17 protein-coding genes are annotated in these 18,606 nt (G+C 72.6%); 12 read left to right on the top strand and 5 right to left on the bottom strand.

The features are described from left to right. Nucleotides 1–81: 81 nt before the first annotated feature. The 4 genes from OG534_RS05625 (at nucleotide 82) to OG534_RS05610 (ending at nucleotide 5,294) form a co-directional block, all read left to right on the top strand. A complete protein-coding gene (locus OG534_RS05625; RefSeq protein WP_326586961.1) occupies nucleotides 82–2,553 on the top strand; it encodes a Tex family protein in 2,472 nt (823 codons plus the stop codon). 270 nt (nucleotides 2,554–2,823) lie between these two features. Continuing rightward, on the top strand, nucleotides 2,824–3,324 hold the full coding sequence (locus tag OG534_RS05620) for a hypothetical protein (protein ID WP_326586960.1): 501 nt from the start codon (nucleotides 2,824–2,826) through the stop codon (nucleotides 3,322–3,324). Then, the gene (locus OG534_RS05615; protein WP_326586959.1) at nucleotides 3,314–4,489 is read left to right on the top strand and encodes an MAB_1171c family putative transporter; all 1,176 of its coding nucleotides are present in this window, start codon (nucleotides 3,314–3,316) and stop codon (nucleotides 4,487–4,489) included. Before OG534_RS05620 ends, OG534_RS05615 begins: the two co-directional genes overlap by 11 nt. A 7-nt stretch (nucleotides 4,490–4,496) precedes the next feature. Continuing rightward, nucleotides 4,497–5,294, top strand: a complete 798-nt coding sequence (locus OG534_RS05610) for an SDR family NAD(P)-dependent oxidoreductase (protein WP_326586958.1) — start codon at nucleotides 4,497–4,499, stop codon at nucleotides 5,292–5,294. An 87-nt stretch (nucleotides 5,295–5,381) separates the two neighbouring features. Here OG534_RS05610 and OG534_RS05605 read toward each other — a convergent pair whose 3' ends face one another. Together OG534_RS05605 and OG534_RS05600 are read right to left on the bottom strand one after the other, a co-directional pair. Further along, nucleotides 5,382–5,660: a hypothetical protein gene (locus OG534_RS05605; protein WP_326586957.1), complete on the bottom strand. Its 279-nt coding sequence runs from the start codon at nucleotides 5,658–5,660 to the stop codon at nucleotides 5,382–5,384. A 337-nt stretch (nucleotides 5,661–5,997) separates the two neighbouring features. Then, the gene (locus OG534_RS05600) at nucleotides 5,998–7,635 is read right to left on the bottom strand and encodes an ABC-F family ATP-binding cassette domain-containing protein (protein ID WP_326586956.1); all 1,638 of its coding nucleotides are present in this window, start codon (nucleotides 7,633–7,635) and stop codon (nucleotides 5,998–6,000) included. Between the two features lie 110 nt (nucleotides 7,636–7,745). On the opposite strand from OG534_RS05600, the gene OG534_RS05595 reads away from it, so the two are divergent. Together OG534_RS05595 and OG534_RS05590 are read left to right on the top strand one after the other, a co-directional pair. Next, entirely contained in the window at nucleotides 7,746–8,711 is a 966-nt protein-coding gene (locus OG534_RS05595; protein WP_326586955.1) for a GlxA family transcriptional regulator, read from the top strand. A gap of 273 nt (nucleotides 8,712–8,984) precedes the next feature. Next, nucleotides 8,985–9,614 (top strand): DJ-1/PfpI family protein, encoded by a 630-nt coding sequence (locus OG534_RS05590; protein WP_326586954.1) that lies wholly within the window; start codon nucleotides 8,985–8,987, stop codon nucleotides 9,612–9,614. A gap of 4 nt (nucleotides 9,615–9,618) precedes the next feature. Here the strand turns inward: OG534_RS05590 and OG534_RS05585 are convergent, their stop codons facing one another. Further along, nucleotides 9,619–10,359, bottom strand: a complete 741-nt coding sequence (locus tag OG534_RS05585) for an enoyl-CoA hydratase/isomerase family protein (RefSeq protein ID WP_326593482.1) — start codon at nucleotides 10,357–10,359, stop codon at nucleotides 9,619–9,621. An 88-nt stretch (nucleotides 10,360–10,447) separates the two neighbouring features. Between OG534_RS05585 and OG534_RS05580 the strand changes: the two genes are divergently transcribed. Together OG534_RS05580 and OG534_RS05575 are read left to right on the top strand one after the other, a co-directional pair. Further along, a complete protein-coding gene (locus OG534_RS05580; RefSeq protein WP_326586953.1) occupies nucleotides 10,448–11,158 on the top strand; it encodes an HdeD family acid-resistance protein in 711 nt (236 codons plus the stop codon). A gap of 130 nt (nucleotides 11,159–11,288) precedes the next feature. Then, nucleotides 11,289–11,795 (top strand): ATP-binding protein, encoded by a 507-nt coding sequence (locus tag OG534_RS05575; protein ID WP_326593480.1) that lies wholly within the window; start codon nucleotides 11,289–11,291, stop codon nucleotides 11,793–11,795. Nucleotides 11,796–11,839: 44 nt separating this feature from the next. On the opposite strand, the gene idi is transcribed toward OG534_RS05575, so the two are convergent. After that, nucleotides 11,840–12,439: an isopentenyl-diphosphate Delta-isomerase gene (idi, locus tag OG534_RS05570; protein WP_326586952.1), complete on the bottom strand. Its 600-nt coding sequence runs from the start codon at nucleotides 12,437–12,439 to the stop codon at nucleotides 11,840–11,842. A 141-nt stretch (nucleotides 12,440–12,580) separates the two neighbouring features. Beyond that, nucleotides 12,581–13,894: a bifunctional class I SAM-dependent methyltransferase/N-acetyltransferase gene (locus OG534_RS05565; RefSeq protein WP_326586951.1), complete on the bottom strand. Its 1,314-nt coding sequence runs from the start codon at nucleotides 13,892–13,894 to the stop codon at nucleotides 12,581–12,583. Nucleotides 13,895–14,264: 370 nt separating this feature from the next. On the opposite strand from OG534_RS05565, the gene OG534_RS05560 reads away from it, so the two are divergent. The 4 genes from OG534_RS05560 to OG534_RS05545 are packed head-to-tail and all read left to right on the top strand — an operon-like array spanning nucleotide 14,265 to nucleotide 18,604. Continuing rightward, nucleotides 14,265–16,049 (top strand): DUF5941 domain-containing protein, encoded by a 1,785-nt coding sequence (locus tag OG534_RS05560; protein ID WP_326593479.1) that lies wholly within the window; start codon nucleotides 14,265–14,267, stop codon nucleotides 16,047–16,049. Further along, nucleotides 16,046–16,798 carry a phosphocholine cytidylyltransferase family protein gene (locus OG534_RS05555; protein ID WP_326586950.1) on the top strand — a complete coding sequence of 251 codons (753 nt, stop codon included), beginning with the start codon at nucleotides 16,046–16,048 and terminating at the stop codon, nucleotides 16,796–16,798. Before OG534_RS05560 ends, OG534_RS05555 begins: the two co-directional genes overlap by 4 nt. Next, complete coding sequence (locus OG534_RS05550) at nucleotides 16,786–17,847, top strand: iron-containing alcohol dehydrogenase family protein (RefSeq protein WP_326586949.1); 1,062 nt, start codon at nucleotides 16,786–16,788, stop codon at nucleotides 17,845–17,847. Before OG534_RS05555 ends, OG534_RS05550 begins: the two co-directional genes overlap by 13 nt. Beyond that, the gene (locus OG534_RS05545; RefSeq protein ID WP_326586948.1) at nucleotides 17,825–18,604 is read left to right on the top strand and encodes a CDP-alcohol phosphatidyltransferase family protein; all 780 of its coding nucleotides are present in this window, start codon (nucleotides 17,825–17,827) and stop codon (nucleotides 18,602–18,604) included. Before OG534_RS05550 ends, OG534_RS05545 begins: the two co-directional genes overlap by 23 nt. Nucleotides 18,605–18,606: the final 2 nt, after the last annotated feature.

The following is an 18,606-nucleotide window of genomic DNA, read 5'->3' as shown; positions in this document are numbered from 1 at the left end:
GCAGGGTTCCCGCCGTCCGTCACCGCCACCTGCCACAATTGGCAGTCTTCCAGTGCAAACGAAGGCAGGCGGGACCCGATCGTGACGATGTCCATCGAAGGCAGGATCGCCGAGGAGCTCGGCGTACGGGAGCGGCAGGTCAAGTCCGCCGTCGAGCTGCTGGACGGCGGCTCCACCGTGCCGTTCATCGCGCGCTACCGCAAGGAAGCGACCGAGATGCTCGACGACGCCCAGCTGCGCACCCTCGAGGAGCGGCTGCGGTATCTGCGCGAGCTGGAGGAGCGCCGCGCGGCGATCCTGGACTCCGTACGGGAGCAGGGCAAGCTCACCGACGAGCTGGCGGCCCGGATCAACGCGGCCGACACCAAGGCCCGGCTGGAGGACATCTACCTGCCCTTCAAGCCCAAGCGGCGCACCAAGGCGCAGATCGCCCGCGAGGCCGGTCTGGAGCCACTCGCCGAGGGCCTGCTGGCCGACCCGTCGGTCGAACCGGCCGCCGCGGCGGCCGCGTTCGTCGACGCCGACAAGGGCGTGGCCGACCCGGCCGCCGCCCTGGAGGGCGCCCGGGCCATCCTCACCGAGCGGTTCGGCGAGGACGCCGACCTGATCGGCGAACTGCGCGAGCGCATGTGGGGCCGCGGGCGGCTCGCCGCGAAGGTCCGGGAGGGCAAGGAGGAGGCGGGCGCCAAGTTCGCCGACTACTTCGACTTCGCCGAGCCGTTCACCGCCCTGCCCTCGCACCGCGTGCTCGCCATGCTGCGCGGTGAGAAGGAGGACGTCCTCGACCTCACCCTGGAGCCCGAGGAGCCGAGCGACGTCCCCGGCCCCTCCACGTACGAGGGCATGGTCGCCCGCCGCTTCGGCATCGGTGACCGCGGCCGCCCCGGCGACAAGTGGCTGGCCGACACGGTCCGCTGGGCCTGGCGCACGAAGATCCAGGTGCACCTCGGCATCGACCTGCGGATGCGGCTGCGCCAGGCCGCCGAGGACGAGGCCGTACGGGTCTTCGCGTCGAACCTGCGCGACCTGCTGCTCGCGGCGCCCGCCGGCACCCGGTCGACGCTCGGCCTGGACCCGGGCTTCCGTACCGGGGTGAAGGTCGCCGTCGTGGACGCGACCGGCAAGGTCGTGGCCACGGACGTGATCTACCCGCACGTGCCCGCCAACAAGTGGGACGAGTCCCTCGCCAAGCTGGCCCGCCTCGCGAAGGAGCACGCGGTCGAGCTGGTCGCCATCGGCAACGGCACGGCCTCGCGCGAGACCGACAAGCTCGCCGGGGACCTCATCACCCGCCACCCCGAGCTGAACCTCACGAAGGTGATGGTCTCCGAGGCGGGAGCCTCCGTGTACTCGGCCTCCGCCTTCGCCTCGCAGGAACTCCCCGGCATGGACGTGTCGCTGCGCGGCGCGGTCTCCATCGCCCGCCGCCTGCAGGACCCGCTCGCCGAGCTGGTCAAGATCGACCCGAAGTCGATCGGCGTCGGCCAGTACCAGCACGACCTGTCCGAGGTGAAGCTCTCGCGCTCGCTCGACGCGGTCGTCGAGGACTGCGTGAACGGCGTCGGCGTGGACGTCAACACCGCCTCCGCGCCGCTGCTCTCGCGCGTGTCGGGCATCAGCGGCACCCTCGCCGAGAACATCGTGTCCCACCGCGACGCCAACGGCCCCTTCCGCAGCCGCAAGGGACTCAAGGACGTGGCCCGCCTCGGCCCGAAGGCGTACGAGCAGTGCGCGGGCTTCCTGCGGATCCGCGGCGGCGACGACCCGCTGGACGCGTCGTCCGTCCACCCCGAGGCGTACCCCGTCGTGCGGGCGATGGGCAAGACGGCGGGCGGCGAGGTGGCGGCGCTGATCGGCAACAGCGGCGTCCTGCGCTCCCTGCGCCCGGAGCAGTTCGTCACCGAGGCCTTCGGCCTGCCCACCGTCACCGACATCCTGCGCGAGCTGGAGAAGCCGGGCCGCGACCCGCGCCCCGCCTTCAAGACGGCGACCTTCAAGGAGGGCGTGGAGAAGATCGGCGACCTGGCCCCCGGGATGATCCTGGAGGGAGTCGTCACCAATGTGGCCGCCTTCGGCGCCTTCATCGACATCGGCGTCCACCAGGACGGGCTGGCGCACGTCTCGGCGCTGTCGAAGAACTTCGTCAAGGACCCCCGGGACGTGGTCAAGCCGGGCGACATCGTCCGCGTGAAGGTCATGGACGTGGACATTCCGCGCAAGCGGATCTCGCTGACCCTGCGCCTGGAGGACGAGGCCGGGGCGGAGCGCGGCGCGGGCGCTCCCCGGCAGCGCGAGGACCGGCGGGGCGGCGGCGGTGGCGGCGGCGGTGGTGGCCGTCCGCCGCAGCAGCGCGGCGGCGCGGGTGGCCGCGAGGGCGGCAGGAGCCAGGGCCAGGGTCAGGGCGAGCGGGGCCAGGGCCAGGGCGGTCAGGGTCAGGGCGGCCAGGGCCGGCGGCAGGGCGGCGCCGGCGCTCCCGCCCCCGCGAACAGCGCGATGGCGGACGCCCTGCGCCGCGCGGGCCTCACCACCCCCGAGGAGCGCCGCAAGAAGTAGCCGCCGACACGGGTGTGTTGCGGCCACCCGGCGCGTCGAGGTCTCCGTACGCAGTGGCCGAATAGGGTCCCCACCTGGGGACTTGCCTTGCCAACTCCCGTACAAGATCTGTAGGCATGGTGGAACGCCCGTTCGTCACCCGGCGGACGGGCTTCCGCGTTTCCCCTCAGGACCGCATTCCCCGAGGCCGCCTTGAAGGCACAGGACGTCATGCCCATGCCCGTACACGCCTACCGACGCTGCCCCGGAAAGGGTCCGAAGAGGGATCACATGCCCCACCGGCAACTCAGCATTCGCAAGAGGTGCGAGAACATTCTCGGCCATCTGGATCTGACCCGTCCGTTCTCCCTCGACGTCCTCTGCGACCGGATAGCCGAGCAGCGCGGCCGCCCCATCCGGCTCCACCCGCTCCCCAAGGAGGCGGCGGAATCCGGGGTCTGCGGACTGTGGGTGGGCACGGCGAGCGTGGACTACGTGTTCTACGAGGCGCAGACCACCCCGCTCCACCGGGAGCACATCATCCTCCACGAGCTCGGCCACATCCTCTTCGGCCACCACTCGCTGGAGGGCGAGGAGACCGACGGGAACGCCCCCACCGTGCTCGGGCGCACCAACTACACCACCCGCCAGGAGCAGGAGGCGGAGATGCTCGCCAGCATGATCCGCATCCGCACGGCGAACACCGGCCCGCGCTCGGCGGCCCCCGGCCGGGGCACCCTCGCCCGGCTGGAGTCGGCCATGGGTTACGAGTGGGGCAACGATGGCAACTGACCTGACCGACTTCGGCAACTGGCTCGCCGTCCCCAGCGTCGTGTGCCTGTGGATCGCCGTCCTGCTCCGCGCCCCCGGCGCCCTGCGCTCCCCCCAGCAGCGCGGCCTGTGGCTCGCCGTCGCGACCGCCGCCGCCGCTATGACCCTGAACCTCCCGGACGTCGTCGCGTACGCGATGAGCCGCGGCGCCGGCTACGCCCACACCATCGGCCTCGTCCGCAACCTCATCGGCGTCCTGTCGGCGGGCGCCGTGCTCTACTTCGTCGCCGCCGCCACCCGCGGCAGCCGGCTCCAGCGAGCCTCCTGGATCGCCACGCTGGCGTGGCTGAGCACCCTCGTGGCCCTGGACGCGGCCGCGCCCGGCCACGGCACGCACACCATGCCGCCGGTCGGCGACCCGGTGCCCTCCCTCGCGTACTGGCTCGTCCTGATCTCCGCGCACGTGATCGCCAACACCGTCTGCGTGGCCCTGTGCTGGCGCTACAGCCGCCGCACCGAGAGCCGGGGCCTGGCCGCAGGGCTGCGGCTGTTCGGCCTCGGGACCGCGCTCGCCGGACTGTTCTGGCTGGCCTACCTGCTCAAGGCCCTGTTCGGCAGCACCTGGGCGATGCCCGCCCTCCCGCTGCTGATGAACCTGCACGGCCTGCTGCGCGCCGCCGCGATCCTCGTGCCCACCCTGTTCACCCTGCGCCGCACCGCCGCCGACACCGCCACCGCCTGGCGGCTGTGGCCGCTGTGGCGCGACCTGGTCGAGGCGGTTCCGCACGTGGCCCTCAACAAGCCGCGCGCCGGCCGGGTGGTGGAGCTGCTGTGGCCGCCGGTCCCGCGCAACCTGCTCGTGTACCGCAAGGTCATCGAGACGCGCGACGCGATCCTGATCCTGGGGGAGTACGTGGCCCCGGGCGCCCTGGAACGCGCCCGCGGCCAGGCCTCCGGGCACGGGGTACCCGAGCAGCGGGCCAGCGCGGCCGCGCTGGCCCGCGTACTGAAGGAGGCGCGGCAGGCGAAGCTCGACGGCCTGCCCGGGCAGCCGGGCGAGGCGGCCGCACTGGAGCTGCCCGCCTCGATCCACACGTCGCATGAGGGCGGGGACCTCGCGGACGAGGCCCGGTTCCTCGTCGACGTCGCCCAGGCCTACGCCGCGCCCGCCACCACCAGGAAGTGAAGCCGTCGTGACGACCGTACCGACCACCGTACTGATCACAGGCGCCAGCGCCGGACTGGGCGCGGCCTTCGCCCGGGGCTTCGCGGCCAAGGGCTGCGACCTGGTCCTCGTCGCCCGCGACAAGGACCGGCTCGACGCTGTCGCCGAGGAACTGGGCCGCCTGTACGGCACCGTGTCCGAGGTGCTGCCCGCCGACCTGCTGGACGCGGGGGACTGCGCGGCGGTCGCCGCGCGGCTCGCCGACCGGGCCCGGCCCGTGGACATCCTGGTCAACAACGCGGGCTTCGGACTGCCCGCGCCCTTCCCGTACAGCCCGGTCGAGGACGAGGAGCGGATGCTCGACCTGCTGGTCAAGGTGCCGCTGCGGCTCACCCACGCCGTACTGCCGGGCCTGCGCGAGCGGCGCCGGGGCGCGGTCCTCAACGTCTCCTCGGTGGCCGGACTCCTGCCGACCGGGACGTACGGGGCCGCCAAGGCCTGGATCACCGCGTTCAGCGAGTCGCTCCGGGTGGACATGGAGCCGTACGGGGTCCGGGTCCTGGCCGTGGTCCCCGGCTTCACCCGCACCGAGTTCCAGGAACGCGCCGGGATGGACGTCAGCGCCCTGCGCGACGCGGTCTGGCTGGAACCGGAGGCGGTGGTCGCCCAGGCGCTGAAGGACCTCGTGCTGCGCCGCCCGCTCAGCATCACCGGCCGCCGCTACCGCGCGTACGCGCTCGCCGCCCGCCACCTCCCGCGCACGTTCGTGGCCCGCAGGATGGCCCGGACCCGGCGCGCTCCGGCAGACCGGCCGGACGGGAACTGAAGCGCCGCGGCGGCCGGATGCGGGGCACGGCAGCCCGATGCGCGGCCCGGTGACGGGTCGCGCAGGGCCTGCTGTGTTGGGGACGATTCAGTGGCCGTGTCCTCGGCCGTAGCCGTGTCCTCCGTAACCCTTGTCGTCGTCATCGTGGTCCCAGCCGCCGTGGCGCCAGCCGCTGTGCTGACCGCGGTGGTCATCGTCGTCGTCATAGCCACCGCCGCCACCGCAGCCGCCACCGTTGACGTAGCTGACGGGCTGGGCCGGCGCTGCGGCCGAGGCGGTTCCCGCCGTGCCGAGCGCGGCCCCACCGGCCATCAGGAGACCGGCGGTGGAGGCCACGAAGAGACGCTTCACTCTCTTTGCCTGCATGGGTATTCCCTTTCCTTCCCCCTCTCGCGCCTCTGCGGGGCATGAGGGGGAACCGCGGCCGCCATTGCTGGATGCGCAGCGCGGATCGGGTGCAGAGCCGCGGGAAGTGCGAAGGCACATTTCCGGCCACAAGGGGCTCAGGCGCCACATGGGTCCCGAAGCAGGTACGCGTCGGCACTACCACCCCTGCCAACGCGGGACTCCGGCCATGGAGGCGTGCTCCGCGGTTGCGGCTCTCACCCACAAAGGCTAGTCGCGCACGGGCCGGTCGGCACCTCGGGGCGCCGGCGCGCGGCCCCCGCTCCCGCGCCCGCCGCCAACTGCCCGCCCCCGACGGCTAGATCTCGGTGACCTTGCCGCCCTCGACCTGCAGGCGGCGGGTCACGTGGACGGCGTCCAGCATGCGGCGGTCGTGGGTGACCAGCAGCAGGGTGCCCTCGTAGGCGTCGAGTGCGGCCTCCAGCTGCTCGATCGCCGGAAGGTCGAGGTGGTTGGTGGGCTCGTCCAGGACCAGCAGGTTCACCCCGCGGCCCTGGAGCAGCGCCAGCGCGGCACGCGTGCGCTCGCCCGGGGAGAGGGTCGCCGCCGGGCGCAGCACGTGGGCCGACTTGAGGCCGAACTTGGCCAGCAGGGTGCGGACCTCGGCCGGCTCGGTCTCCGGGACCGCCGCGCAGAAGGCCTCCAGCAGCGGTTCGTCACCGAGGAACAGACCGCGTGCCTGGTCCACCTCGCCGACCAGGACGCCGGAGCCGAGGGTGGCGGAGCCGGAGTCCGGGGCCAGCCGGCCCAGCAGGACGGCGAGGAGGGTGGACTTCCCGGCGCCGTTGGCCCCGGTGATCGCCACCCGGTCCGCCCAGTCGATCTGCAGGCTGGCCGGGCCCAGGACGAAGTCCCCGCGCTTGACGGCCGCCTCGCGCAGGGTGGCCACCACCGAGCCGGAGCGCGGGGCCGCCGCGATCTCCATGCGCAGCTCCCACTCCTTGCGGGGCTCCTCGACGACCTCCAGCCGCTCGATCGCCCGCTGCGTCTGGCGGGCCTTGGCGGCCTGCTTCTCGCTGGACTCGCCGCGCAGGTTCTTGCCGATCTTGTCGTTGTCGGACGCCTTGCGGCGGGCGTTGCGCACACCCTTGTCCATCCAGTTGCGCTGCATCTGGGCGCGGCCCTCGAGCGCGGACTTCCTGCCCGCGTACTCGTCGAACTCCTCGCGGGCGTGGTCACGGGCGCGCTCGCGCTCCTCCAGGTAGGCGTCGTAGCCGCCGCCGTAGAGGTTGATCTGCTGCTGGGCCAGGTCGAGTTCGAGGACCTTGGTGACGGTCCGCGCCAGGAACTCGCGGTCGTGGCTGATCACGACCGTGCCCGCGCGCAGCCCCTTGACGAACCGCTCCAGCCGCTCCAGACCCTCCAGGTCCAGGTCGTTGGTGGGCTCGTCCAGCAGGAACACGTCGTAGCGGGACAGGAGCAGCGAGGCGAGGCCCGCGCGGGCCGCCTGGCCGCCGGAGAGCGCCGTCATCGGCAGGTCCAGGCCCACGGTGAGGCCGAGCTCGGCGGCGACCTCCTCGGCCCGTTCGTCGAGGTCGGCGCCGCCGAGGTCCAGCCACCGGTCCAGTGCGGTCGCGTACGCGTCGTCCGCGCCCGGAGTCCCGTCCACCAGGCCCTGCGTCGCCGCGTCGAGCTCCGCCTGGGCGACGGCCACGCCCGTACGGCGGGCCAGGAAGTCCCGGACCGACTCGGCGGGCCGGCGCTCCGGCTCCTGCGGGAGGTGGCCGACGGCGGCGCCGGGCGGGGACAGCCGCAGCTCACCGGTCTCGGGGGTGTCCAGCCCGGCGAGCAGCCGCAGCAGGGTGGACTTCCCGGCGCCGTTCACGCCGACGAGGCCGATGACGTCGCCGGGAGCGACGACGAGGTCGAGATCGGCGAAGAGCGTGCGCTCACCGTGCGCGGCGGTGAGCTTCTTGGCGACGAGGGTTGCAGTCATGATGCCCCCGATCCTATCCGGGCACGGGAGGCGCCCTCCCGTGCCGGATGGCCGGATAGGTGGGAAGCACGTCATTGCGGCCATGGGGGCCGACGTCACACCATGAGGCCATGTCGTTGCGAAACGTGCTCGTCGTCCTCTACGACGGGGTGCAGAGCCTGGACGTGACCGGGCCGGTGGAGGTGTTCTCCGGCGCCTCCCGGTTCCCCGGGCTCGCGGGGTACGCGATCAGGACGGTGTCGCCGGGAGGTGCGCCGGTCCGGACGGACAGCGGGCTGACGCTGGTGCCGGACGGGGACCTGGAGGGTGCCCGGCCGGGCACAGGTACCACGCTGCTGGTGCCCGGGGGCCGGTTCACGGCCGACTTCGAGCCGCGTCTCACCGACTGGCTGCGCGTGTACGGGGGTGATGCGGAGCGGCTGGTGTCCGTGTGCACGGGAGGCCTGCTGCTGGCCGAGGCGGGGCTCCTGGACGGGCGGCGGGCGACGACGCACTGGTACGCCTGCGCGCAGATGGCGCGGGACTACCCGGCCGTGGCGGTGGAGCCCGACCCCATCTACGTGCGGGACGGGCCGGTGTCCACCTCGGCCGGGGTCACGGCCGGGATCGACCTCGCGCTCGCGCTGGTGGAGGAGGACCACGGGCGGGACGTCGCACTGACCATCGCCCGGCACCTGGTGGTGTTCCTGCGCAGGCCGGGCAACCAGGCGCAGTTCAGCGCGCAGCTGTCGGCGCAGACCGCGCGGCGGGAGCCGCTGCGGGACGTCCAGCAGTGGATCACCGAGCACCCGGGCGCGGACCTGGGCGTGGAGGCGCTGGCGGCGCGGGCGCGGCTGTCGCCGCGGCACTTCTCGCGCGCGTTCCAGGCGGAAACGGGAGTGACGCCGGGGCGCTACGTCGAGCGGGTGCGGGTGGAGCACGCGCGACGGCTGCTGGAGGAGGGCGGGGAGGGGGTCGCCGAGATATCCCGGGCGTGCGGGTACGGGACGCCGGAGGCGCTGCGGCGCGCGTTCCTGAAGACCCTGGGCCAGTCCCCGACCGAGTACCGCCGCCGCTTCGGCCTGCCCCACCACTAGGGCGAGTCTTCCGGATCTCGCCGGGCCCGCGCTGCCCGGCACCGCACCTCGCCGCGTTGTCGGGGCTCCCAAGTACGTCCAGTACGAGCGGAGCACCTCCGCCTTGCGATGCACGGCACCGGACAACGCGGGCTCGGCCGACAAGATCCGAAAGACGCGCCCTAGGGACCCAGGGGCCGGCCCGTCACCCCCGGGCTCGCCCGTCTCGGACCACTCAGAACGGCCGGCCCGCCACGGGCCGTGCCGCCAATCGTCAACCGCTCCGGAGGAGCCATGCAGATCGCCGTACTGCTCTACGACCGCTTCACCGCCCTGGACGCCGTCGGGCCCTTCGACACGCTCGGGCGGCTTCCGGGCGCCGAGGTGGTGTTCGTCTCCGAGCGCCCCGGGCCCGTGCGCACGGACAGCGGGTCGCTCGCGCTCGTCGCCGACAAGGCGCTCGGCGAGGTGACCCGGCCCGACATCGTCATCGTGCCCGGCGGACCCCACCCCGAGGTGGAGATGAAGAATCCCGCCGTCCTGGAGTGGCTGCGGGCCGTCGACGCCACCAGCACGTGGACCACCTCCGTGTGCACCGGCTCGCTCCTGCTCGCCGCCGCCGGGCTCCTCGACGGGAGGCGGGCCGCCGGCCACTGGCTGTACCTCGACCGGCTGCCGCAGTTCGGGGCCGAGCCCACCGGCGAGCGCGTGGTGTTCGACGGGAAGTACGTCACCGCCGCCGGGGTGTCCTCCGGGATCGACATGGGTCTCACGCTGCTCGGCAGGATCGCCGGGGACGAGCTCGCCCAGACGGTCCAGCTGATGACCGAGTACGACCCCCAGCCGCCCTACGACGCGGGATCGCCCGACAAGGCCCCCGCCGAGCTCGTCGCCCGGCTGCGGGCGGCCAACCCCCTGGGATAGGCCGTCACGGAGTCCAGGTGAAGCGCGGCGCCCGGCGCTCCAGGAACGCGGCGACACCCTCCGCGGTGTCGTCGCTTCCGGCCGCCTGGTCCTCCCAGTACCCGTCCCGGTCCGTGCGGCCGTCGGCGAACTCCTTGGCCGCCACCTGCGTCAGCTGCGAGCGCGAGGCCAGGATCCGGGTGAACTCCGCGACGCGCTTGTCCAGTTGGCCGGCGGGCAGCAGCTCGTTCAGGAACCCGGCGCGCAGCGCCTGGTCCGCGCCGAGCAACTCCGCCGAGAAGAGAAGGTACTTGGCCCACGCCGGGCCGACCACGGACGCCAGCCTCCGGGTCGAGGAGGCCGGGTAGACGATGCCCAGCTTCGCCGGGGTCACCCCGAATGACGCGCCCTCCTCCGCGAACCGCAGATCGCAGGCCGCCGCCAGCTGGCTGCCGCCGCCCACGCAGAATCCCCGGATCGCCGCCAGCGTCGGCTTCGGGAAGGCGGCCAGGGCCTCCTCCGCCGTCACGGCGAGGGCCCGCGGGTCCTCGCCGCCGGTCAGCGAGGAGATGTCCGCACCCGCGCAGAAGGTCGGTCCGTCCCCGGTCAGCACGAGCACCCGGACCGCCGGGTCGCCCGCCAGGCCCGTCAGCAGCTCCGGGAGCGCCCGCCACATCGAGGCGGTCATGGCATTGCGCTTGGCGGGATGCGAGATGACGACGGTGGCCACCCCGTCGGCGACCGTGTGCAGGAGGGTTGCGTCCAGGGCTGCGTCCATGCGCCGGATGCTATCCCGGGCCGCCAAACCTATGATCAAGGGAGTCCGTCCGGGGGTGCGAGGAGGTGGCACGTCCATGGGCACAGACCGCACAGACCGCACAGACCGTGTAGACAGCACGGGGGCCGGGGCCGGGGGCCGTGGGTCGCAGCAGGAGAGGAAGAAGCTCAGCCGCAGCTTCGGACTGCTGACGCTGCTCGGCGTGCTCCTGGTGCTGGCCGGTCTGGTCGGGCTGGTCTACGCCGGCGTCGCCACGCTCACCTCGATGTTCCTCTTCGGCTGGCTGCTGCTGATCGGCGGTGTGGTGGGCCTGCTGCAGGCCGTGCAGTCCCGCAAGAGCAACTACTTCTGGCTCGCCGTCATCGTCGCCGCGATCAACATCGCGGCGGGTTTCGTGATCCTGCGCCGCCCCGAGGCGAGCGCCGAGGCGCTGACGATGTTCGCCGCGCTGCTCTTCCTCACCGGAGGGCTGTTCCGGCTGGTCGGAGCGCTGGTGGTGCGCGGCGCGAACTTCGGGCTCGCGCTCGTCCAGGGCGCCTTCGGAGTGCTGCTGGGCCTCCTGATCCTCTCCAACTGGCCCGGCAACAGTCTGTACGTGATCGGAACCTTCTTCTCCCTCGCCCTCCTGTTCGACGGCCTGAGCCTGGTGGCCATGGGCCTGGGGGCGCGGCGCATCCTGGGCTTGGTCAGGGAAGACGAGGCGGCGGAGGAGGATGCCGCGGCGGACGGGGCGCGCGAGGCGGCCGAGAAGCGTCCGGCAGAAGATCAGGAACAGTCGAACAACTGACTCTGTCATACGCCAGCGGTCAGAAAGTGTCCGAATGACGCTGACTTCTGGTCAGCAGTCCGGCCCGGACCAGCCCGTTCCCCACTCTTGACGCGTGGAGACGATCGAGCGTGAAGACGGGGGACGGAAGATGGATGTCAGCGGGAGCGTCCCGCCAGCCAGGGAGGGGGAGCCGGAGGCTCCGGCCGACCCCCTCGCGTACGAGGGCGTGTGGCGGTTCACCGCGCCCGCCGTAGAAGAATCCGTTCCGCAGGCCCGCCGTGCGGTCCGGGACCTGCTCGGGCGCCAGGGGGTGCCCGCTCACCAGGACCTCGTGTACTCGCTGCTCCTGATCGTCTCCGAACTGGTGACGAACTCGGTCCGGCACGCGGCCCTGCTCTCGCCGGAGGTCGCGGTCGAGGTGGCCATCGGCCGGGCCTGGGTACGGGTGGCCGTCGAGGACAACCACCCGTACCGCCCCAAGGCGCTGGAGGCCGACTTCGGCCAGACCGGCGGCCGGGGCCTGCTCCTGGTGAGGGAGGTCACGCTGGAGGCCGGCGGGGTCTGCGACGTCGAGCACACCTCGACCGGAGGCAAGGTCATCTGGGCGGCCCTGCCGCTGACCACCCCGCCGGCCGCCCCGACGTCCGCCGGCTGAGCGGCGGACGGCGCGGGGGGCGGCCGAGCAGGACGGCGTACGGGCTACCAGCCCGCGGCGTCGCCGGTCAGCTCGCGGATCGCGGGCCGTGCCGCGTCCAGCACGGTCATGAACCAGGCCGAGAACGGCACTTCGGCGTGCCGCTTCGCCAGCTCCTCGGCGGTGACGAAGACGGTGCCCCCGACCTCCTCCGGATCCGGCCGCACGGGCTCCTGCGCGAGTCCCACGAAGAGGTGATTGAACTCCTGCTCCACGAGACCCGACGCGGGGTCCGGGTGGTTGTAGCGCACCGTTCCCGCCTGCGCGAGCAGCGAGGGCGACAGCCCCAGCTCCTCGTGGGTCCGCCGGGCCGCGGCCGCGAACGGAGACTCCCCGGGATAGGGGTGACCGCAACAGGTGTTCGACCAGACGCCGGGTGAGTGGTACTTCCCGAGGGCCCGCTGCTGGAGCAGCAGACGGCCCTGCTCGTCGAAGAGGAACACGGAGAACGCCCGGTGCAGCAGACCGGGCGCCTGATGGGCGGAGAGCTTCTCCGCCGTGCCGATGGTATTGCCGGACTCGTCGACCAGTTCGAGCATGATCGGTTCTTGAGTACCGGTGCCGTTGGGCGCGCTGGTCGCGGCGGTGGCTGGTGTGGTCGGCATACCCATCCTTCGCTTCGGACTTCGGCCTTCAGTCTGCCGTACAAAAGAGGCTTGTCCCCACTTCGGACATCCGCGCATGTCCGCCCCCCGCCGCGTGCTAGGCGGCGGGGGGCGGATCACCTCAGGGGCCGCGCCCTGGCGTCAGACGCCGAACGGGGCCGGGTAGGCGATCGTGCCCGCCGGGACCGGAACGGAATCGTCCAGCACCAGCGCCATCATGGCCTCGTCCGGGACGTCGAAGGGTGCCCGGATCCCGAAGCGCGAGGCCGGTACGAACCCGAAGCGCGGGTAGTACGCCGGGTGCCCGAGGACCAGGACCAGCGACTCCCCGCGTTCCTTCGCCGCCGCGAGCAGGGCCCGGACGACCGAGCTGCCCGCGCCCGAGCCCTGGAGCGCGGGATCGGCGGCCACCGGTGCGAGCGCGAGCGCCGGGACGCCGTCGACCTCGCACCGGGTCAGCAGGGCGTGCGCCGCCACCGACCCGTCCGGGGCCTCGGCCACGTACGACAGGCCGGGCAGCCAGGAGCCGTCCGCGCGCAGCGCGTCCACGAGGTCCGCCTCCAGCGGCGTGTCGAACGCCGCCAGGTTGACCTCCCGTACGGCGGCCTCATCGGCCGCGGTCTCCGGGCGGGCCGGCCAGGCGTCGCCGTCCCCGGCGGTCACCGGGCGCAGGACGTAGCCCGTGTATCCGTACTCGTGGCCATGGCGCTCCCGTGCGTCGAGCTCCTCGCGCGTGGCGGCCCGTGCCCGCGCCATCGCGGGGGTCTCGGCTTCGGGGCGGTTGCGGACCCGCTCGGCGAGCGGGCCGTAGTACTCGGCCCAGTCGGAGTCGGGCAGGTCGTACACGCCGAGCACCCGGTACCCGGCGGCCTGGGCGGCGCCGAGGTTGCGGGCGGTGGAGCGCAGCGGGTACTTCGGGTCCCAGAAGGCGCGCGCCCCCGCGGACGGTTCCCCGACGTTCCACTGGCACTCGGTCACCACGAGCGTGCCGCCCGGGGCGAGCAGCCGCTGCCACCGGGCGAGCGCGGTGTCGAAGCCGAGGAGGTAGGCGGAGCCCTCCGCCCACACGAGGTCGTAGGAAGCGTCCTCGAAGTCCGCCGGGGAGAGTGCGCCGATGTCCGCCTCGACGGTACGGACGCGGTCGGCGAGCCCGCGGGCCCGGGCGGCCGTACGGAGCTCGTCGAGGAAGGGGGAGTGGAGGTCGACGGCGGTCACCTCGGCGCCGCCCCGGCCCGGGCCGCCCGCCTCGGCGGCGAGGAGCAGGGCGCTGCGGCCCGGACCGCAGCCCAGGTCGAGGACGCGCGGCCGCTCGGGCAGCGGTCCGCACAGGGACAGCAGGTGACGGGTGCTCGCGTAGGAGCCGGGAGCCTGCCGGGGCAGGCCGTGGTGCAGGTCGAAGAAGGCCTGCCGGGAGGTGTCGTCGGTGAAGTCGGTGTGGGTGGTGTGGTCGGTCAACGTGAACCCTTGAACGGGGGCTCCGGCCGACGAGGCCCAGCGGTGTGGCTCAGGCCCGGCCGGATGCCCGGAAGAAATGGGGGATGCACCGGAGTTCGCTGCGCATGGCCGCGACCACTACGACGGTCACCAACCCACCTCTTTCCGCTCGACACCTGCAGGGGCGTGTCCACCGTAACATCCGGGCCGTTTGTGGTACCGCGCCGTGATCGTCAATGATGATCAGGACCCCGCCCGGGGCCGGAATATTCGGCTTATCGGGGCGTAAACGGGTGGTGAACCCTTGCTTCCATTCATCCGATAGCCTCTGCCGACGTGCCGCCGCCCTATGAGGCGCGCGTTCGGAATCCGTTACAAGGAGTGAGTTCGTCTGCCGACCGTCATCCTCACCGGCCTGCCGGTCCCCGGATCGCCGCTCGCGGACGAGCTGCGCGGCCTCGGCTTCGACGTCCGCCCGGCCACCGGTCCCCAGGACACCGCCTCCGTACTGGCCGGCGTACCCGCCGACCAGCGGGTGGCCGTCGTGGACAGCGCCTTCGTCGGGCACGTGCACGCCCTGCGCCTCGCGCTGACCGACCCGCGCTTCGACGCCTGCGCCGTCACCGGCGCCTTCGCCGTCCAGCCGGGCGCCCGCGACGTCCTCGACAAGGCCGCGGCCCTCGCACCCGAGGGCCCCGGCCCGTACGCCGACCGGCTCGCCGACGCGGTCGAGGCCGCCGGGACCTCCGTCCAGCGCCCCGAACTGGGCACGCTCGTCGCCACCGTCCCCGCGGGCCCGGCGGAACGGGACGCGGCGACCGCCGCCGTCGCGGCCGTCGACGACGAGGCCGTGCGCCTGCGGACCGCCGTGAAGTCCCGCGACGGCTTCTTCACCACCTTCTTCATCAGCCCCTACTCGCGCTACATCGCCCGCTGGTGCGCGCGCCGCGGCCTGACCCCGAACCAGGTCACCACCGCCTCGCTGATCACCGCGCTGATCGCGGCGGGCTGCGCGGCCACGGGCGAACGCTGGGGCTACGTCGCGGCCGGTGTGCTGCTCCTCGTCTCCTTCGTCCTGGACTGCACGGACGGGCAGCTCGCCCGCTACTCGCTCCAGTACTCGACGATGGGCGCCTGGCTCGACGCCACCTTCGACCGCGCGAAGGAGTACTCCTTCTACGCGGGCCTCGCCCTCGGCGCCGCGAGCAACGGTGACGACGTCTGGGGCCTCGCCCTCGGCTCCATGATCCTCATGACCTGCCGGCACGTGGTCGACTTCTCCTTCAATGAGGCCAACCACGACGCGACCGCGAACACGAGCCCCACGGCCGCCCTCTCCGACCGGCTCGACAGCGTCGGCTGGACGGTCTGGGTCCGGCGGATGATCATCCTGCCCATCGGTGAGCGCTGGGCGATGATCGCGGTGCTGACCGCCTTCACCACCCCCCGCATCGTCTTCTACGCCCTCCTGATCGGCTGTGCCTTCGGCGCCCTCTACACCACCGCCGGCCGGGTGCTGCGCTCGCTGACGCGCAAGGCGACCCGCACCGACCGTGCGGCCCAGGCCCTGGCCGACCTCGCCGACTCCGGTCCGCTCGCCGAGCTCCAGGCCCGGCTGCTGCGCGGCCGCGCCGGATCCTTCGGCTCCGTGTACGTGGCGGCTCTGGGCACGCTGCTGATGGTCGGGGCGGCCCTGTACCTGCCCTTCGGGGACCCGCGGCTGATCGCCGTCGCGGTGGTCTATGCCATGGCCGCCGGGCTGGCCGTCGCCGCACCGCTCAAGGGCGCCCTGGACTGGCTGATCCCGCCGCTGTTCCGGGCCGCCGAGTACGTCACGGTCCTCGTCCTCGCCGCCAAGGCGGACGTCCCCGGGGCGCTTCCGGCGGCATTCGGCCTGATCGCGGCGGTCGCCTACCATCACTACGACACGGTGTACCGCATCCGCGGCGGCACCGGCGCGCCCCCGCACTGGCTGGTGCGGACGATCGGCGGCCACGAAGGCCGGGTCCTGCTGATCACGGTCCTGGCGGCCGTCCTGGTATCGCGCGCAGCGGACTTCCCCGTCGCGCTCACGGTCACAGCCGTGTTCGTGGCACTCGTGGTGCTCGTGGAGAGCATCCGGTTCTGGGTCTCCTCCGGAGCACCCGCCGTACATGACGAAGGAGAACCAGCATGATCGGCCTTGTACTCGCTGCCGGTGCCGGACGCCGTCTGCGTCCCTACACCGACACCCTGCCCAAGGCCCTCGTGCCCGTCGGCCCCGAGGGCGACGAGGAGAGCATCACGGTTCTCGACCTGACCCTCGGCAACTTCGCCGAGGTCGGCCTCACCGAGGTCGCCATCGTCGTCGGCTACCGCAAGGAAGCCGTGTACGCGCGCCTGGAGGCCCTGGAGGCCAAGTACGGCGTCAAGATCACGCTGATCGACAACGACAAGGCCGAGGAGTGGAACAACGCCTACTCCCTGTGGTGCGCGCGTGAGGTCCTCAAGCAGGGTGTGATCCTCGCCAACGGCGACACCGTCCACCCGGTCTCCGTCGAGAAGACCCTGCTCGCGGCCCGCGGCAACGGCCAGAAGATCATCCTCGCCCTCGACGCGGTCAAGCACCTGGCCGACGAGGAGATGAAGGTCATCACGGCCGACGGCAAGGGCGTGCAGAAGATCACCAAGCTGATGGACCCGGCCACCGCCACGGGCGAGTACATCGGTGTCACCCTCATCGAGGCCGAGGCCGCCGAGCAGCTGGCCGACGCGCTGAAGACCACCTTCGAGCGCGACCCCGACCTCTACTACGAGGACGGCTACCAGCAGCTCGTCAACGACGGCTTCACCATCGACGTGGCCCCCATCGGCGACGTCAAGTGGGTCGAGATCGACAACCACGACGACCTCGCCAAGGGCCGGACGATCGCATGCCAGTACTGACGAGGCTCATCCCCTCGCCCGTCGTCGTCGACATCAGTCGCGGGGCGATGGACGATCTGGCCGGCCTCCTGGCCGACCAGCGGATCTCCGCCTCAGGCAAGCTGGCCATAGCGATCAGCGGAGGCTCCGGCGTGGCGCTGCGCGCCAAGCTGGAGCCCGTTCTGCCGCACGCCGACTGGTACGCCGTCGTCGACGGGACCATCGACTCCGCGGTCAAGCTGGCCGACGACATAAAGGGCCGCCGCTACGACGCCGTCGTGGGCCTGGGCGGCGGCAAGATCATCGACGTGGCCAAGTACGCCGCGGCGCGGGTCGGGCTGCCCATGGTGGCCGTCGCCACCAACCTCTCCCACGACGGCATCTGCTCGCCGGTGTCCATCCTGGACAACGACAACGGCCGCGGTTCCTACGGCGTGCCCACCCCGATCGCCATGGTGATCGACCTCGACGTGATCAAGCACGCCCCGGTGCGGTTCATCCGCGCCGGCATCGGCGACGCGATCTCCAACATCTCGGCCATCGCCGACTGGGAGCTCTCGCACGAGATCACCGGCGAGCCCGTCGACGGCCTGGCCGCCGCCATGGCCCGTACCGCCGGCGAGTCCGTGCTGCGTCACCCCGGCGGCTGCGGCGACGACGAGTTCCTCACCGTGCTCGCCGAGTCGCTCGTCCTCACCGGCATCGCCATGTCGATCAGCGGGGACACCCGCCCCGCGTCGGGGGCCTGCCACGAGATCAGCCACGCCTTCGACCTGCTCTACCCGGGGCGCTCCGCGCTCCACGGCGAGCAGGTCGGCCTCGGCGCCGCCTTCGCGATGCACCTGCGGGGGGCCGAGGAGAAGTCCGGGCTCTTCGTGGAGGTGCTGCGCCGGCACGGCCTGCCGGTGGCGCCGGAGGAGATCGGCTTCAGCATCGACGAGTTCGTCGCGGCCGTCGAGTACGCCCCCCAGACCCGACCGGGACGTTTCACGATCCTGGAGCACCTCAACCTGTCCGCAGCCGAGATCAGGGACGCTTACGCCGACTATGCCAAGACCATCCGTAGCTGAACTCCGGCCCGTCGTTCACCCGGCGGGCGTCAAGGACCGGGTCAGCGGCGAGCACTGGGGCGGGCGCCTCTACATGCGCGAGATCTCCCTGCGCATCACCCGCCTCCTGGTCACCACCAAGGTCACGCCGAACCAGCTGACCTACGTGATGACCCTCGCCGGCGTGCTGGCCCTCCCGGCCCTGCTGGTGCCCGGCATCTGGGGCGCCGTCCTCGGCGTGGTGGCCGTCCAGCTGTACCTGCTGCTCGACTGCGTCGACGGCGAGGTCGCCCGCTGGAAGAAGCAGTACTCGCTCTCCGGGGTCTACCTGGACCGGGTCGGCGCCTACCTGTGCGACGCGGCCGTGCTGGTCGGCTTCGGCCTGCGCGCCGCGGACCTGTGGGGCACCGGGCGCGTCGACTGGCTGTGGGCCTTCCTGGGCACCCTCGCGGCGCTCGGCGCGATCCTGATCAAGGCCGAGACCGACCTGGTCGGCGTCGCCCGCCACCAGGCCGGGAAGCCGGTGGTCAAGGACGCCGCGGCCGAGCCGCGCGCGAAGGGCATGGCGCTCGCCCGCCGGGCCGCCGCCGCCCTCAAGTTCCACCGCCTGATCCTCGGCATCGAGGCCTCGCTGCTCATCCTGGTGCTGGCCGTCCTGGACCAGATGCGCGGCGACCTGTACTGGTCCCGGGTCGGGGTCGCCGTACTGGCCGCCATCGCCGTGCTCCAGACGGTGCTGCACCTCGTGTCGGTCCTGGCCTCCAGCAGGCTCAAGTGACC

Source organism: Streptomyces sp. NBC_01294 (assembly GCF_035917235.1).
Taxonomy (GTDB): Bacteria; Actinomycetota; Actinomycetes; order Streptomycetales; family Streptomycetaceae; genus Streptomyces; species Streptomyces caledonius.
This window is presented reverse-complemented; position numbering and strand designations above follow the sequence as displayed.

What these genes read in the sequence shown, in the direction of transcription:
- OG534_RS05580 (WP_326586953.1), top strand. Translation starts at nt 10,448, where the DNA reads ATGGGCACAGACCGCACAGACCGCACAGACCGTGTAGACAGCACGGGG.
- idi (WP_326586952.1), bottom strand. Translation starts at nt 12,439, where the DNA reads ATGCCGACCACACCAGCCACCGCCGCGACCAGCGCGCCCAACGGCACC.
- OG534_RS05575 (WP_326593480.1), top strand. Translation starts at nt 11,289, where the DNA reads ATGGATGTCAGCGGGAGCGTCCCGCCAGCCAGGGAGGGGGAGCCGGAG.
- OG534_RS05605 (WP_326586957.1), bottom strand. Translation starts at nt 5,660, where the DNA reads ATGCAGGCAAAGAGAGTGAAGCGTCTCTTCGTGGCCTCCACCGCCGGT.
- OG534_RS05555 (WP_326586950.1), top strand. Translation starts at nt 16,046, where the DNA reads ATGATCGGCCTTGTACTCGCTGCCGGTGCCGGACGCCGTCTGCGTCCC.
- OG534_RS05595 (WP_326586955.1), top strand. Translation starts at nt 7,746, where the DNA reads ATGTCGTTGCGAAACGTGCTCGTCGTCCTCTACGACGGGGTGCAGAGC.
- OG534_RS05620 (WP_326586960.1), top strand. Translation starts at nt 2,824, where the DNA reads ATGCCCCACCGGCAACTCAGCATTCGCAAGAGGTGCGAGAACATTCTC.
- OG534_RS05550 (WP_326586949.1), top strand. Translation starts at nt 16,786, where the DNA reads ATGCCAGTACTGACGAGGCTCATCCCCTCGCCCGTCGTCGTCGACATC.
- OG534_RS05600 (WP_326586956.1), bottom strand. Translation starts at nt 7,635, where the DNA reads ATGACTGCAACCCTCGTCGCCAAGAAGCTCACCGCCGCGCACGGTGAG.
- OG534_RS05545 (WP_326586948.1), top strand. Translation starts at nt 17,825, where the DNA reads ATGCCAAGACCATCCGTAGCTGAACTCCGGCCCGTCGTTCACCCGGCG.
- OG534_RS05615 (WP_326586959.1), top strand. Translation starts at nt 3,314, where the DNA reads ATGGCAACTGACCTGACCGACTTCGGCAACTGGCTCGCCGTCCCCAGC.
- OG534_RS05590 (WP_326586954.1), top strand. Translation starts at nt 8,985, where the DNA reads ATGCAGATCGCCGTACTGCTCTACGACCGCTTCACCGCCCTGGACGCC.